The 14,975-nt window shown below is 60.7% G+C and carries 12 protein-coding genes; 4 read left to right on the plus strand and 8 right to left on the minus strand.

What is annotated here, in order from left to right:
• Positions 1-8 precede the first annotated feature (8 nt).
• From AC1DS5_RS13295 to AC1DS5_RS13310, 4 genes are all read left to right on the plus strand, one after another.
• Positions 9-611 (plus strand): TRAP transporter small permease subunit, encoded by a 603-nt coding sequence (locus AC1DS5_RS13295; protein WP_477718736.1) that lies wholly within the window; start codon positions 9-11, stop codon positions 609-611.
• 24 nt (positions 612-635) lie between these two features.
• Positions 636-1,946, plus strand: coding sequence for a TRAP transporter large permease (locus AC1DS5_RS13300; protein ID WP_477718737.1), 1,311 nt, complete (start codon positions 636-638; stop codon positions 1,944-1,946).
• 129 nt (positions 1,947-2,075) lie between these two features.
• The gene (locus tag AC1DS5_RS13305) at positions 2,076-5,711 is read left to right on the plus strand and encodes a hydantoinase B/oxoprolinase family protein (protein ID WP_477718738.1); all 3,636 of its coding nucleotides are present in this window, start codon (positions 2,076-2,078) and stop codon (positions 5,709-5,711) included.
• Between the two features lie 65 nt (positions 5,712-5,776).
• Positions 5,777-6,322 (plus strand): DinB family protein, encoded by a 546-nt coding sequence (locus tag AC1DS5_RS13310; protein ID WP_477718739.1) that lies wholly within the window; start codon positions 5,777-5,779, stop codon positions 6,320-6,322.
• Positions 6,323-6,421: 99 nt separating this feature from the next.
• Here AC1DS5_RS13310 and AC1DS5_RS13315 read toward each other — a convergent pair whose 3' ends face one another.
• From AC1DS5_RS13315 to AC1DS5_RS13350, 8 genes are all read right to left on the minus strand, one after another.
• The gene (locus tag AC1DS5_RS13315; RefSeq protein ID WP_477718740.1) at positions 6,422-6,967 is read right to left on the minus strand and encodes a ComEA family DNA-binding protein; all 546 of its coding nucleotides are present in this window, start codon (positions 6,965-6,967) and stop codon (positions 6,422-6,424) included.
• Positions 6,968-7,096: 129 nt separating this feature from the next.
• On the minus strand, positions 7,097-8,104 hold the full coding sequence (gene rfaD / locus AC1DS5_RS13320; RefSeq protein WP_477718741.1) for an ADP-glyceromanno-heptose 6-epimerase: 1,008 nt from the start codon (positions 8,102-8,104) through the stop codon (positions 7,097-7,099).
• Between the two features lie 52 nt (positions 8,105-8,156).
• Positions 8,157-9,101, minus strand: a complete 945-nt coding sequence (gene rfaE1, locus AC1DS5_RS13325; RefSeq protein ID WP_477718742.1) for a D-glycero-beta-D-manno-heptose-7-phosphate kinase — start codon at positions 9,099-9,101, stop codon at positions 8,157-8,159.
• Between the two features lie 167 nt (positions 9,102-9,268).
• Positions 9,269-10,414: a lipopolysaccharide assembly protein LapB gene (lapB, locus tag AC1DS5_RS13330; protein WP_477718743.1), complete on the minus strand. Its 1,146-nt coding sequence runs from the start codon at positions 10,412-10,414 to the stop codon at positions 9,269-9,271.
• Positions 10,404-10,685: a LapA family protein gene (locus tag AC1DS5_RS13335; protein ID WP_477718744.1), complete on the minus strand. Its 282-nt coding sequence runs from the start codon at positions 10,683-10,685 to the stop codon at positions 10,404-10,406. The genes lapB and AC1DS5_RS13335 overlap by 11 nt, the downstream gene beginning before the upstream one ends.
• Positions 10,686-10,745: 60 nt before the next feature.
• A complete protein-coding gene (locus tag AC1DS5_RS13340; protein WP_011482723.1) occupies positions 10,746-11,060 on the minus strand; it encodes an integration host factor subunit beta in 315 nt (104 codons plus the stop codon).
• 63 nt (positions 11,061-11,123) lie between these two features.
• Positions 11,124-12,809: a 30S ribosomal protein S1 gene (gene rpsA, locus AC1DS5_RS13345; protein WP_477718745.1), complete on the minus strand. Its 1,686-nt coding sequence runs from the start codon at positions 12,807-12,809 to the stop codon at positions 11,124-11,126.
• 159 nt (positions 12,810-12,968) lie between these two features.
• A complete protein-coding gene (locus AC1DS5_RS13350; RefSeq protein ID WP_477718746.1) occupies positions 12,969-14,975 on the minus strand; it encodes a bifunctional 3-phosphoshikimate 1-carboxyvinyltransferase/cytidylate kinase in 2,007 nt (668 codons plus the stop codon).

Genomic DNA, 14,975 nt, shown 5'->3' on the forward strand with positions numbered 1-14,975 from the left:
GCTCAGATATGTCGTACGTTCCCGAAGCACTGGGCAGCGCTGCAGCGGCAAACCGCCCAGCCAATACTCTTACCGCGCTTCGTCGCTGGCTGGACTCCATCTATTTAGCGGCTGCAGTGCTGGGAGCGGTGTGCATAGCCCTGATTTGTGCCCTGATGGTCGTTCAGTCGCTGGGTCGGCAGTTCGGATTTACCACGGGCGCTGTCAACGACATCGTTTCATGGCTGTGCGCCGCAGCGGCTTTTTTTACCATGGCGCACGCATTCAAACATGGTGATTTCGTGCGAGTGACCTTGCTGCTCGAGCAGGTGCAGCCCCCAACCCGCAGGGCTCTGGAGCTGGTCAGCCTGTTCGTCGCGGCCTGCGCTGTGGCCTATCTCGCCTACTGGGCAGTCCGATTCACTTACCAGAGCTGGGAGTTCAAGGAACTCGCACAAGGTTTGTTGCCGCTGCCGATATGGATTCCACAGTCCAGCTTCGCACTGGGGGCCGTGCTGTTGCTGGTCGCCGTGGTGGATGAGTTGGTGATTGTTCTGCGGGGTGGTGTGCCGACCTTCGTGCGCCTTGTCGAGGAACGGCATGCCCAGGGCGATTTTTCGTCAGATCTTTGAGTCGTTTAAGTCAGGAAATAGAACATGGACATTTTGACTATTGGCGGCATCTTGCTGCTCCTGATGTTGCTTTTGCTGTCTGGCGGCGTCTGGATCGCCATGACGCTGGCCATTTGCGGCTGGGTGGGGCAGGCATTTTTTACCACCACGCAGCCGGGGCTCAACCTGTTTTCTGCTTTTTGGGAAAGTAACGCGAGTTGGGAGCTGGCCGCTTTACCGCTCTTTATCTGGATGGGAGAAATCCTGTTTCGCACCAAGCTAAGCGAAGAGATGTTTACAGGGCTGGCACCGTGGCTGGGCCGGGTGCCGGGGCGCCTGTTTCACACCACCATTCTCGGCTGCGGTATTTTCGGCTCGGTGTCAGGCTCCTCTGCCGCGACCTGCGCCACCATTGCCAAGGTGTCCTTGCCCGAGCTTAAAAAGCGCGGCTACAACGAGAAAATCGCGTTGGGCTCCCTGGCGACGGCCGGCACGCTGGGTATCCTGATTCCTCCGTCCATCACGATGGTGGTTTATGCCGTCGCGGCAGACGCCTCCATCATCCGGATTTTCCTGGCGGGCTTTCTGCCGGGGATCGTTTTGATGCTGCTGTTTTCGGGCTACATCGCCTGGTGGTCCATGCGAAACAAGGCGCAAATGCCGCCTGCGGAGCCGGTGACCAGTTTCAAGGAAAAGCTGAGGCTGTCGAAGAATCTGATCCCCTGCGCATTGCTGATCGTTTTCATTTGCTGGTCTTTGCTGGCGGGCTGGGCCACGGCGACCGAGTGCGCTGCGTATGGCGTGGTAGGGGCGCTGGCTTTGGCTCTCTGGAGCCGCTCACTGACCTGGGCCAACTTTAACGAAGCCCTCATGGGGTCAGCGCGTACCAGTTGCATGATCATGTTCATCCTGGCGGGGGCCGCATTCCTGACCAAGACCATGGCCTTCACCGGTGTGCCGAGAGAGCTGGCTGAGTGGGTCGGTTCGCTGAACCTCTCGCCCTACAGCCTGATTGCCTGCCTGGTGGTGGTTTATCTGGTGCTGGGTACCGCGCTGGATGGCATCAGCATGATTGTTTTGACTGCGGCCGTGGTGATGCCCATGATCCAAAAGGCCGGGTTTGACCTGGTCTGGTTTGGCATCTTTGTTATTTTGCTGGTCGAGATTGCCGAGGTGACGCCGCCTGTGGGATTTAATCTTTTCGTGTTGCAAAACATGACCGGAAAAGACAGCAATGTGATTGCCAGGGCTGCCATTCCATTTTTTATGTGCCTGGTGGTTTGCATCGCGTTGATCACGCTGTTTCCGCAAATTGTCACCATCGTGCCAGACCTGGTGATGGGAAAAGCCAAATGACATCCTGTAGTTCTCGCGTGAACTGGCCTTCAATACAAGTTCAAGTATGTTCAAGTATGTTCAAGTCGCAGCCCCCTTGTTGAAGCTCTTTTTAATAGTTACCGTATTCTCTAGAAAAGATTGTTGAAAATGACCCAAGAAAACACCTCAAACACAGGCAGTGGACGCTGGCAGTTCTGGATTGATCGCGGCGGCACATTCACCGACATCGTGGCCAAGAAGCCCGATGGCTCGCTGATCACGCACAAGCTGCTGTCCGAAAACCCGGAGCAGTACCGCGATGCAGCGGTGGCCGGCATTCGGCACTTGCTGGGCCTGAAAGCCGGAGAGCCTATCAAGTCCGATGTGGTGGAGTGTGTGAAGATGGGCACCACGGTCGCGACCAATGCGCTGCTGGAGCGAAAGGGCGAGCCGACACTGCTGGTGACGACGCGCGGCTTTCGGGATGCGCTGCGCATTGCCTACCAGAACCGCCCCCGCTTGTTTGACCGCAACATCGTGCTGCCCGAGCTGCTCTACAGCGCCGTGGTTGAGGCCCATGAGCGCGTCGGTGCGCAGGGTGAGGTGCTTCAGGCGCTGGACGAATCGCTATTGAAAAAGGAGCTGCTTGCGCAATACCAGAAAGGGCTGCGCAGTGTCTCCATCGTTTTCATGCATGGCTACCGCTATACCGACCATGAAAAAGCCGCCAGGCGCATCGCCCAGGAAGTCGGCTTCACGCAAATCAGCACCTCGCACGAAACCAGCCCGATGATGAAGTTCGTCAGCCGCGGAGACACCACCGTGGTCGATGCCTATTTGTCACCCATACTGCGCCGCTACGTGGAGCAGGTGGCCAGCGAGATGCCCGGCGTCAAACTCTTTTTCATGCAGTCGTCGGGCGGCTTGACCGATGCCCATGTGTTCCAGGGCAAGGACGCGATTCTGAGCGGCCCGGCCGGCGGCATTGTCGGCATGGCCCGCACGGCCGCCATTGCAGGCCATGCCAAGGTGATCGGCTTTGACATGGGCGGCACCTCGACCGACGTGTCGCACTACGCGGGCGAGTTTGAGCGCGAGTTTGAAACCCAGGTGGCCGGTGTGCGCATGCGCGCCCCTATGATGAGCATCCACACCGTGGCGGCTGGCGGCGGCTCCATCCTGAAATTTGATGGCGAGCGTTTTCGCGTCGGGCCGCAAAGTGCCGGGGCTAACCCGGGGCCCGCCAGTTACCGGCGCGGCGGGCCGCTGGCCGTAACCGATGCTAATGTGATGGTGGGCAAGATCCAGCCGCGTTACTTTCCAAAAGTGTTCGGTCACCAGGCCAATGAGCCGCTGGATGCCGAGGCGGTGCAGGCGCGGTTCGCCGAACTGGCCGAGCAGACCGGCCGCCCTGTCGAGGTGGTGGCTGAAGGCTTTATCAGCATTGCGGTGCAGCAGATGGCCAATGCTATCAAGAAGATTTCAGTGGCTCGCGGCTATGACGTGACACGCTACACGCTGCAGTGCTTCGGTGGCGCGGGTGGGCAGCATGCCTGCCTGGTGGCCGATGCGCTGGGCATGACACGGGTGTTTGTGCATCCGCTGGCAGGGGTGCTGTCTGCCTACGGCATGGGCCTGGCAGACCAGAACGTGATCCGCGAGCAGGCGGTGGAGCTCAAGCTGACGGAAGCGGCGCTCACAGAGATCGCCAGCAAGCTTCATGGACTGGCCACAATGGCGCAGGCTGAGTTGCAGCGCCAGCAGGTGAGCACCGGCGCCATCACCATGCATCAGCGCGTTCATGTCCGCTATGAGGGCAGCGACTCGGCGCTGGTGGTGCCTTTCGGGACGCTGGACCAGATCGAGACCGGGTTTGAGGCCGCCTACCGGCAGCGTTTTGCCTTTTTGATGCAGGGCAAGGGCCTGGTGGTGGAAGCCGTGTCTGTGGAAGCCGTGGTGGCTGGCGACGCCCCCGCCGAGCCACGGCACGCGACGCATGAGCCGCGCGAAGTGCCGCGTCGCGAGACTGTCAGGATGTATTCGGGCGGACAGTGGCATGACGCTGCGCTGGTCGTGCGCGAAGACCTGCGGCCGGGTGACATCATTTCCGGTCCGGCCATCATTGCCGAAAAGAATGCGACGACCGTGGTGGAGCCCGGCTGGGAAGCCGCCCTGACGGCGCTGGACCACCTTGTGCTGGACCGCCGCGCCGAGCGCTCCATCACCTTTGCGGCGGGCACCACGGTGGACCCGGTGTTGCTGGAGGTGTTCAACAACCTCTTCATGAATATTGCCGAACAGATGGGCCTGCAGCTTCAGAACACCGCTTACTCGGTCAACATCAAGGAGCGGCTGGACTTCAGCTGCGCGTTGTTTGACACTGAAGGCAACCTCATCGCCAACGCGCCGCACATGCCGGTCCACCTGGGCTCCATGGGCGAGAGCATCAAGACGGTGATCCGCGAGAACGCCGGCAAGATGCAGCCGGGCGATGTGTATGTGCTCAACGACCCCTACCATGGCGGTACCCACCTGCCTGACATCACCGTGATCACGCCGGTGTACCTGGGTACGTCAACGCAGCCAACGTTTTACGTCGGTTCGCGGGGACATCATGCGGATATTGGCGGCATCACGCCGGGATCGATGCCGCCTTTCTCGACGTTGATCGAAGAAGAGGGCGTGCAGATCAACAACGTGAAACTGGTCGAACGCGGCGTGTTGCGGGAAGCCGAGATGCTCGCCCTGCTCAAGAGCGGAAAATACCCGAGCCGCAATCCGCAGCAGAACATGGCGGATCTGAAAGCCCAGATTGCCGCCAATGAAAAAGGTGTGCAGGAGCTGCGCAAGATGGTCGACACGTTCAGCCTGGACGTGGTGCTGGCCTACATGCGTCATGTGCAGGACAACGCCGAGGAGTCGGTGCGCCGCGTCATCACGCGCCTGAGCAACGGCGAGTTCACACTGCCGCTGGACAACGGCGCGCAGATCAAGGTGGCGATTCGTGTTAATCCCAAGGGGCGTAGCGCCCAAATTGATTTCACCGGCACCTCGCCGCAGCAGACCAACAACTTCAACGCGCCGACGGCGGTGTGCATGGCGGCCGTGCTGTATGTGTTCCGCACGCTGGTGGACGACGACATTCCGCTCAACGCGGGCTGCCTGAAACCGTTGAAGGTCATCATCCCGCCAGGCTCCATGCTCAATCCGAATCCGCCGGCATCGGTGGTGGCGGGGAACGTGGAAACATCCACCTGCATCACCAATGCGCTTTACGGCGCGCTGGGCGTGATGGCGGCCAGCCAGTGCACCATGAACAACTTTACCTTTGGCAATGCGCGGCACCAGTATTACGAGACCATTTCCGGCGGCTCGGGCGCTGGCGGCGTTACGGATGAGTCAGGCCGCCTGGTTTCGGGCTTTGACGGCACGTCGGTGGTGCAGACCCATATGACCAATTCGCGCCTGACCGATCCCGAAGTACTGGAGTTCCGCTTTCCGGTACGGCTGGAGAGCTACGAGATCCGCCCGGGTTCAGGCGGTGCGGGCCGCTGGCAAGGCGGCAATGGCGGTGTGCGCCGCGTGAGGTTCCTGGAGGCCATGACGGCCAGCATTTTGTCGAATGGACGCAAATATGGCGCCTTTGGCATGGCCGGCGGCGAAGCGGGGCAGGTGGGCCGCAACGTCGTTGTACGGGCCGGTGGCCAGACGGAAACGCTGGACCACATCGGCCAGGCCGAGATGCAGCCGGGAGATGTGTTTGAAATCCATACACCGGGTGGCGGGGGGTTTGGAAAGGCCTGAGATTGTGAAATAAGCAAAGCAGCTATCTAATCAAGGCAGGACTAATCAGGACAGGAGCAACTGCCATGGCGACGGTGTTTTCCGATCATTACCGTTTTTTGGCCCACTACAACCGCTGGATGAACCGGCGTCTGTATGACGCCTGCGAGTCGCTGTCTGATGATGAGCGAAAGCGTGAGCGCGGTGCTTTTTTTGGCTCGATTCACAGGACGCTGAACCACCTGATCGTCGCCGACCAGATCTGGCTACGCCGACTTGCCCAGTGCGGCCTGGACAACGACATCAGGATGGCCAGCCTGAATGCCAGGGTGCTGGACCTGCCCGCCGGTAGCCGCCTGAACACGGTCGTGTTCGACGACTGGAAAGCGCTGCGTGCCAAGCGCGAGCAGCTCGATGCCGCCATCGAGAACTGGGTGGTGGAGATGCCCGATGTTTTCCTGCAGCTCACCATGCGCTATGGCAACAGCAGTGGCGTTGAGCGCACGCATCCGGTCTGGCAGGCGATGACGCATTTTTTTAACCACCAGACGCATCATCGCGGGCAGGTCAGCACGCTGCTCATGCAGGCCGGTGTCGATGTTGGCGTGACCGACCTGATTGCGCTGGCCTAGGCATCATGGTCGCCAAATACTGACAAGGGGCGGAGAGAGCAAAAAGGCATCAAAAAACCCGCCAGAGGGCGGGTTTTTTGGGCCGGTAGACTTTGAAGGTTACTTCTTGGCAGCGCTGGCAGCAGGCTTGGCAGGCTCAGCCTTGGCTGCTGCTTTGGTTTCGGCCTTGGCTTCGACTTTTGCGTCGGCTTTGGGTGTCACGGCGGCCTTGGCGTCTTTGGCGGTTTCTTTCACAGCTTCCTTGGTGGCGACAGCGGCGCCCTTGACGGTTTCCTTAGTGGCCACTGCAGCGTCCTTGGCTTTTTCGGTCATGGGCTTGTCAGTTTTCTTGGCATCGGCTTTGGCTTTGGCGTCAGCCTTGGCTTCGGCGGCGCTGGCACCCTTGTAAGCTGCGCCACCAACTGTAAGGCCTTCAGCGGAAAACTTGGCGGCGCTTTTGTCGCCTACGCCTTTGACGCGTGCGATGAAGTCGTCCCAATTCTTGAACTCGCCTTTTTTACGCTCGGAAATAATCAGCTTGGTGGTGACAGGACCGATGCCCTTGATGCCGTCGAGTTCGGCTTCAGTGGCTTTGTTGACATCGACCGCCGCAAACGCTGCGACGAGGGACATCGCGGCAAGAAAAGCCAGCAATTTCTTGAACATGAGAAAACTCCTCAAAGATTGAATTGAACCAGACGCGTGATCCACCCTTGTGAACAAGGATGTCCTGTTCAATAACGTGCGGTTTCGGGCCGGGTTGACCTGCCCAAGGCGTTTTCGCTCGGGGAAACCCTAGATTTTTGTGCTGCCCAGCCATTGCATGTAGGCCGCCACACCGGTCTGCACGTCGGCAAAGGCATGCTGGCAGCCGGCAGCGCGCAAGGCGTGCAGGTCGGCCTGGGTATAGCTCTGGTACTTGCCCACCAAGGCGGGGGGAAAGGAAATGTAGTCAATCAGCCCGCCGCGCACCGCGTCTTCGAGGCTCAGGGCCGCCGCGTTTTGGCCCTGGCGCAAGGTGTTGACGACGGCCAGGGCCACATCGTTGAAGGGCTGCGCCCTTCCGGTGCCCAGGTTGAAAATGCCGGACTTTTCCGGGTGGTCCAGAAACCAGAGATTGACGGCGACCACGTCGTCGATGAAAACAAAGTCGCGCATCTGGCCGCCAGCCTGGTATCCGCCGTAGTCGCCAAACAGCTTGACCTTGCCCTCGGTCTGGAACTGGTTGAACTGGTGAAAGGCGACGCTGGCCATGCGACCCTTGTGCTGCTCTCGCGGGCCGTAGACATTGAAGTACCTGAAGCCGGCGACCTGGGTGGCGGCGTTTTCAAGCCGGGGGCCAAGTTCGCGCCGCATCCGCTGGTCAAACAGCAGCTTGGAATAGCCGTACACATTGAGCGGGCGCTCGAACTCGGGGGATTCGCTGAAGGTGTCGGAGCCGCCATAGGTGGCGGCCGAGGAGGCGTACAACAGGCGCGTGCCCTGCTCCTGGCAGGCATGGAACAACTCGCATGACAGCGTGTAGTTGTTGTCCATCATGTACTTGCCATCGGACTCCATGGTGTCGCTGCAGGCGCCTTCGTGGAACACCGCTTCGACCGGGCCAAAAGCGCCTTCGGCAAACAGGTCATAAAAGTCGTCGGCATCGACGTAGTCGGCAATTTTCAGGTCGGCCAGGTTGCGGAACTTGTCGCCGTGGGTCAGGTCGTCGACGGCAATGATGTCGTCAATGCCGCGGTCGTTGAGTCCCTTCACGAGGTTGCTGCCGATGAAGCCGGCGGCGCCGGTGACTACGATTTTCATGGGGAAATTCCTCGGTTTCAGTGCGCTAACGGCGTTAATGGCGCTAATGGCTTCAAGAGGCGGCAAAGAGTTCGTTGTAGTTCACGGTGGCGGTACCGAACTTGCCCACCACGATGCCGCCGGCACGGTTGGCAATAGGCACCGCCTCACGCAGGCTCAGGCCGGCAGCCAGCATGGCGGCGAGCGTGGCAATGACGGTGTCACCCGCACCGGTGACGTCGAACACTTCGCGGGCCACCGCCGGGACGTGAAGTTCACCTTGCTCATCAAACAGGGTCATGCCTTCCTCGCTGCGGGTCAGCAGCAGAGCCTGTAGTTTGAGCGAGGTGCGCAGGTTATGCGCTTTGACCCGCAAATCGGCCTCATTGTTCCAGGGGCCAATCACATGCTCCAGCTCGGCGCGGTTGGGAGTGATGACGCTGGCGTTCTTGTAGCGTTTATAGTCCGAACCCTTGGGGTCGACCAGCACGATCTTGCCGGCAGCGCGCGCCTGGGTAATCATCAGGACGATGTGCGCCAGTCCACCCTTGCCGTAGTCTGAAAACAGCACGGCTTCGTGCTGCAGGTGCAGTTTTTCAAACGTGGCGGATTGCGACGCCAGCACTTCGTTTTCCGGTATGTTCTCAAAATCGAGGCGCAGCAGTTGCTGCTGGCGCCCGATCACGCGCAGCTTGACGGTGGTTTTAAGTTTCGCATCGCGGCCAAAGTAGGGCGTGATGCCGGTTTGGGCCACCAGTGCTTCGAGGTGGTGGCTGGCTTCATCATCGCCCACCACGCTCAGCAGCGAAGCCTGCGCGCCCAGCGTGACGATGTTGTAGGCCACGTTGGCGGCCGCACCAATGCGCTCTTCCGTGCGGGTCACGCGAACAACAGGAACCGGTGCCTCCGGTGAAATACGGTCCACGGCACCGTACCAGTAGCGGTCCAGCATGGCGTCACCCACGACCAGCACGCGGGCCTTGGCGATTTTTTCAGGGGATAGGGAAAGTGTTGTCATGTCTGTTTGTTTTCAAGCCGGATCAACGCTCAGTGACCGCTTTTCTTTTCCAGCGGACACCACGGAACCGGCTTTGCCGGGCCGCAGGTGTCGCCCCCTGCAAGGGGGAGGGAGGCATAGCCTCCACGGGGGTGTGCCAAAAACTCTCCACGGGGGTGTTCATAGCTTCATAACTCTTCAATGCGGCGTGTCGGGTAACTGTCCCAAGCCTGACAGCCCGGGCAGTGCCAGAAATGCTGGGTTGCCTCGAAGCCGCAGGCAGCGCAGCGGTAGCGCATCAGCGGCTTGGTGGCTTGGTCCAGGGTGCGTTGCACCAGCGCGTGCTGGTGTTCATTTTCGAGCTTTTCACCAGCAATCCATTTACCGGCCGCCACCAGGGAGGTCTGGTGCTCGAGATGTCGCACATACCACTGGCGGGCCGCCACCGGGTCTGTTTCAAGCTTGACGATTGCCTCAATCACGTCGATGGACGGCATTTGCGCATAGCTGGCCTCCAGCAGCGCCCGGGCCGCGGGTTGCTGGCCACTGCTTTGCGCCATGTTGGCCAGCAGGCCGGCGGCCAGCGGCAGGCCCTGCGGTGCGGTTTTCTGCAGCTTCAGCAGCGTCTGCATGGCGTCCTGCGGTTGGCTCAGCTGGTTTTGCAGCTTGGCCAGCTCCATCAGCGGGCGCACCGATGCAGGGGCCATGGCCGCGGCTTCATGCAGGGCGCTCAATGCCTTGGCGGTATCGCCGGCAGCCGTGCTGGCGTTGGCCTGCTCGCACAGGTAGTGCGCTTGCCGGGTGCTGAAATTGCCATGGCTGGAACTGTCCAGCCGCGCGGCGATTTCGGTGGCGTTGGCCCAGTCGCGTGAACGCTCATAAATGGACAGCAAGGCGAGCCGCGCCTCTTCTTCAAACGGAGTGCCCTCGAGTTTGCGCAGGGCGATCTCGGCGCGGTCCAGCAAGCCGGCTTTCAGGAAATCCAGCGCCAGCGCGTGTTGCGCGCGGTCGCGTTCCGGCTGGGTCAGGTCGCCGCGCGACATCAGGTGCTCATGCACCCGTACGGCGCGCTCGTATTCGCCGCGCCGGCGAAACAGGTTGCCCAGCGCGAAGTGCAGCTCCGAGGTGTCGGGATCGTTCTGGACGGCCTCAATGAACGCATCGATGGCCTGGTCCTGCTGTTCGTTCAGCAGGAAGTTGAGGCCCTTGAAATAGGCCTTGGGGGCCTGGCGGTTTTCTATACGCAGTTGCCGCAAATCCAGCCGTGATGCCAGCCAGCCCAGTGTGAAGGCGATCGGAAACCCGAGCAGAACCCAGGTGAAGTCAAATTCCATGGTGAAGCGTGGAAGCGTCGTCAGTCAAATTGGTGGAGGCCCCGAAGGAGGGGTGGCGTGCCGCTTTGCGTCTTTTCCACCAGCGCGGCATCATGACCAGAATACCCAGCGCCAGGCCGCAAGCGAAGGCGGCCAGAACAACCAGCACCAGAGGCGCCTGCCACAAGGTGCCAAAAAAGAAATGCACCGCAACCGTCTGCTGGTTGTTCAGTGCAAAAGCAAAGAGCGTAAAAAAAATGGCTGCCTTGAGCAGCCACATCAGGTATTTCACTGGCAATCCCCCTAGTGGTCTGGCGATTGTAGCCAGCCCACCGTGGGAAAACCTGAAACCTTATCTGGAGTCCGTGACCGTCAGCAATTCCTCGGTTCGTGCATCCACGGCTTCCCGCAACGCCTTGCCCGGTTTGAAATGAGGTACCCGCTTTTCCGGAATGGCCACACTTTCCCCGGACCGGGGGTTGCGACCCATACGGGGCGGACGCCGGTTGATGGAGAAACTGCCAAAGCCCCTGATCTCAATCCGGTGGCCGCGCACCAGCGCGTCGCTCATCGCATCAAGAATGGTCTTGACGGCATATTCGGCGTCGCGGTGCGTCAGCTGGCTGAATCGGGCTGCCAGTTCTTCTACGAGGTCGCTTCGGGTCATGGATGAAGATGCTGTGCAGCGATGCGACCCGCCTGGGGCGCATCACACCGCTGCGCGGTCGCTTTACTTCTCGTTGTTTTCCATCTTGGCGCGCAGCAGGGCGCCCAGGTTGGTCAAGCCGGCGTTTTCACGCGAGGACTGCTGGCTCAGGTTGGCCATGGCCTCCTGCTGGTCTGCATTGTCCTTGGCTTTGACCGACAGCTGGATGTTGCGGGTCTTGCGATCCACGTTCACCACCACGGCGGAGACTTCGTCGCCTTCCTTCAGTACGTTGCGCGCGTCTTCAACGCGGTCACGGCTGATTTCGCTGGCGCGCAGGTAGCCAATGATGTCTTCGCCCAGATCGATCTCGGCGCCTTTGGCGTCAACGGTCTTGACCTTGCCGGTCACGATAGCGCCCTTGTCGTTGATCGACACGAACGTGGTGAACGGGTCGGAGTCCAGCTGCTTGATGCCCAGGGAGATGCGCTCGCGGTCGACGTCGACTGCCAGCACGATGGCTTCAACTTCCTGGCCTTTTTTGTAGTTGCGAACAGCGGCTTCGCCGGGTTCGTTCCACGAGAGGTCAGACAGGTGCACCAGGCCGTCGATGCCGGCAGCCAGGCCCACAAAGACGCCGAAGTCGGTGATCGACTTGATCGGGCCCTTGACGCGGTCGCCGCGCTTGGTGTCCTGGGCAAACTCTTGCCACGGGTTGGCCTTGCACTGCTTCATGCCCAGGCTGATACGGCGCTTGTCTTCGTCGATCTCGAGGACCATGACTTCGACTTCGTCGCCCAGCGCCACGAGCTTGCTCGGTGCTACGTTCTTGTTGGTCCAGTCCATTTCGGACACGTGGACCAGGCCTTCGATGCCGGGTTCGAGTTCCACAAACGCGCCGTAGTCGGCGATGTTGGTGATCTTGCCGAACAGGCGTGTGCCTTGCGGGTAGCGGCGGTTCACACCCATCCATGGGTCGTCGCCCATCTGCTTCAGGCCGAGGGACACGCGGTTTTTCTCGGTGTCGAACTTCAGGATCTTGGCCACGATTTCCTGGCCAGCCGTCACCACTTCGCTTGGGTGACGCACGCGGCGCCATGCCATGTCGGTGATGTGCAGCAGGCCGTCAATGCCGCCCAGGTCAACGAACGCACCGTATTCGGTGATGTTCTTGACGATGCCCTTGACTGCAGTGCCTTCTTTCAGGGTTTCCATCAGCTTGGCGCGCTCTTCGCCCATGCTGGCTTCCACCACGGCGCGGCGGCTCAGCACCACGTTGTTGCGCTTGCGGTCGAGCTTGATGACCTTGAATTCCATGGTCTTGTTCTCGTACGGAGACAAGTCCTTGATGGGGCGGGTGTCGATGAGCGAGCCGGGCAGGAAGGCGCGGATGCCGTTAACGAGGACGGTGAGGCCGCCCTTGACCTTGCCGCTGGTCTGGCCGGTGACGAACTCGCCGGATTCCAGGGCTTTTTCCAGGCTCATCCACGATGCCAGGCGCTTGGCCTTGTCGCGGCTCAGCAGGGTGTCGCCATAGCCGTTTTCGACGGAGTCGATGGCCACGGACACGAAGTCGCCGACCTGGACTTCAAGTTCGCCCTGGTCGTTTTTGAATTCTTCGAGGGGGACATAGGCCTCGGATTTGAGTCCGGCGTTCACAACCACGTGGTTGTGATCGATGCGCACTACTTCAGCAGTAATGACTTCACCGGAACGCATTTCGGAGCGTTGCAGTGATTCGTTGAATAGATCGGCAAAAGATTCAGACATGATTTTCCTAATCCACAGAACAGGGTTCCAATAGCGGGATTGCTATTGTTTTTATAGCTGCTTGCGGCGGTTTTGTGCGGCCAAACGTCTAATAAGGCCGCGGGTTGCGTTAATGAACCTGCTGACCAGTGCGTCGTGATGAGGTGAGCGCGTCGGGGGTCAGAAGGGCCGGCTGCCTTCCCACCAGTCAATCACCTGATCTACCGATTTTTCGATCGACAGATAGGAGTTATCCAGCGGGCGGGCGTCATCAGCAGGTTTCAAAGGGGCGACTTGCCTGGACATGTCACGGGCGTCCCGAGCCTCTAAATCTTGCTGAATCCCGGCGATTGTAGCCGAAATTCCCTTTGAAATCAATTGCTTATGCCTGCGTTCAGCCCGGTGCAGGGCGCTTGCAGTCAGGTAAACCTTCAATGGCGCCTCGGGAAATATGACGGTTCCCATGTCCCGGCCATCCGCCACCAGCCCCGGCAGGCGCCGAAAGCTGTGCTGGAGTTCCAGCAGGGCGCTACGCACCTCGGGGTGGGCCGACACTTTGGAGGCGGCCATGCCCGCAGCCTCGGTGCGGATGGCTTCGGATACGTCTTCGGCACCCAGGAATATCCGGTCGCCCCGAAAGCGGACCGGCAGCGTCCGGGCGATGCGCGCCACACCGGCACCATCCTCCAGCGGCACGCCGGCGCGCGTGGCGGCAAAGGCGCTTAAACGGTACAGGGCGCCGGAATCGAGGTAGTGGTAGCCAAGCCGGTGGGCGGCCAGTGCAGCCAGCGTACCCTTGCCCGAGGCCGTCGGGCCGTCGATGCAGATGACGGGGATGTGCGCGGTTGCGGCTTCGGACACGGCAAACAGGGCCTCGAAATAATCGGGGAAGGTCTTGGCGACGCACTTGGGGTCGAGAATCCGTACCGGCAACTGGGCCGGATTGAAGGCCGCCAGCGAAAAGCACATGGCGATGCGGTGGTCGTCGTAGGTGTGGATGGCCGCGGTTTTCCACACCAGGGGCGGCGTGATCTTGAGGTAGTCCGCGCCTTCCTCCACCGTGGCGCCGAGCTTTTGCAGCTCGCAGGCCATGGCTGCAATGCGGTCGGTTTCCTTGACGCGCCAGCTTGCGATGTTGCGCAGCGTGGTCGTGCCATCCGCGTAAAGCGCCATGACGGCCAGCGTCATGGCGGCATCGGGGATATGGTTGCAGTCCAGGTCGATGGCCTTGAGCGGCCATCCTTCGCCGGGTTTACCGCGCGAGATCCGCAGCGAGTTGGGCGTGCTCTCAATCTGCGCGCCCATCATTCGGGCGGCTTCAATAAAGCGGATGTCCCCCTGGATCGAGTCGGCGCCCACACCCAGAATTTCTATATTATTTTGCCCTGCGGTCGGCTCGGAAATTGCACCGAGTGCTATGAAATAGCTGGCGGACGAGGCATCCCCCTCAACATGGATTTCACCGGGCGACTGGTACTGGCTGCCGGCCGGGATAGTAAACCGCTGCCAGTTGTCGGCGCCCAGCGGCCGCTGGACGTGAATGCCGAAGCGTTTGAGCAGGTTGAGGGTGATCTCGATGTAGGGGCGGGAAATCAGTTCGCCCACCACTTCAATGTGGATGTCCTGTCTGGCCACCAGCGGCAAAGCCATCAGCAGCGCTGTCAGGAACTGGCTGGAAACATCGCCCCGCACCCGGATGGGCTCTTCGAGCTTTAGCTGGGCGGGACGCAGACGCAGCGGCGGGTAGCCCTCATTGCCGAGGTACTCGATGGAGCAGCCCAGTTGCCTGAGCGCATCGACCAGATCGCCGATGGGTCTTTCGTGCATGCGGGCAACGCCCGAGAGTTCGAACTCGCCACCGAGCAGCGCCAGGGCGGCCGTCAGGGGGCGCATCGCGGTGCCGGCGTTGCCCATGAAAAGCGTGGCTTTGGCCTGTCCGACCTGGCCACCAAGCCCGTCGATGACGGCGGTGGTTCCATGCTGTTCCACGCTGCAGCCCAGCTGTTTCAGGGCCGCCAGCATCACGGCGGTGTCGTCAGAGGCCAGCAGGTCGTGCACCGTGGTCTGTCCCCGGCTCAGTGCGGCCAGCAGCAGGACGCGATTGGAAATGCTTTTGGAGCCGGGCAGGCGGACTGTTCCTCCCGCCCGGGCCAGTGGCGGAATATCCAGGTACTCAATATCGAACAT

The organism is Polaromonas sp. P4_H1 (assembly GCF_056400945.1).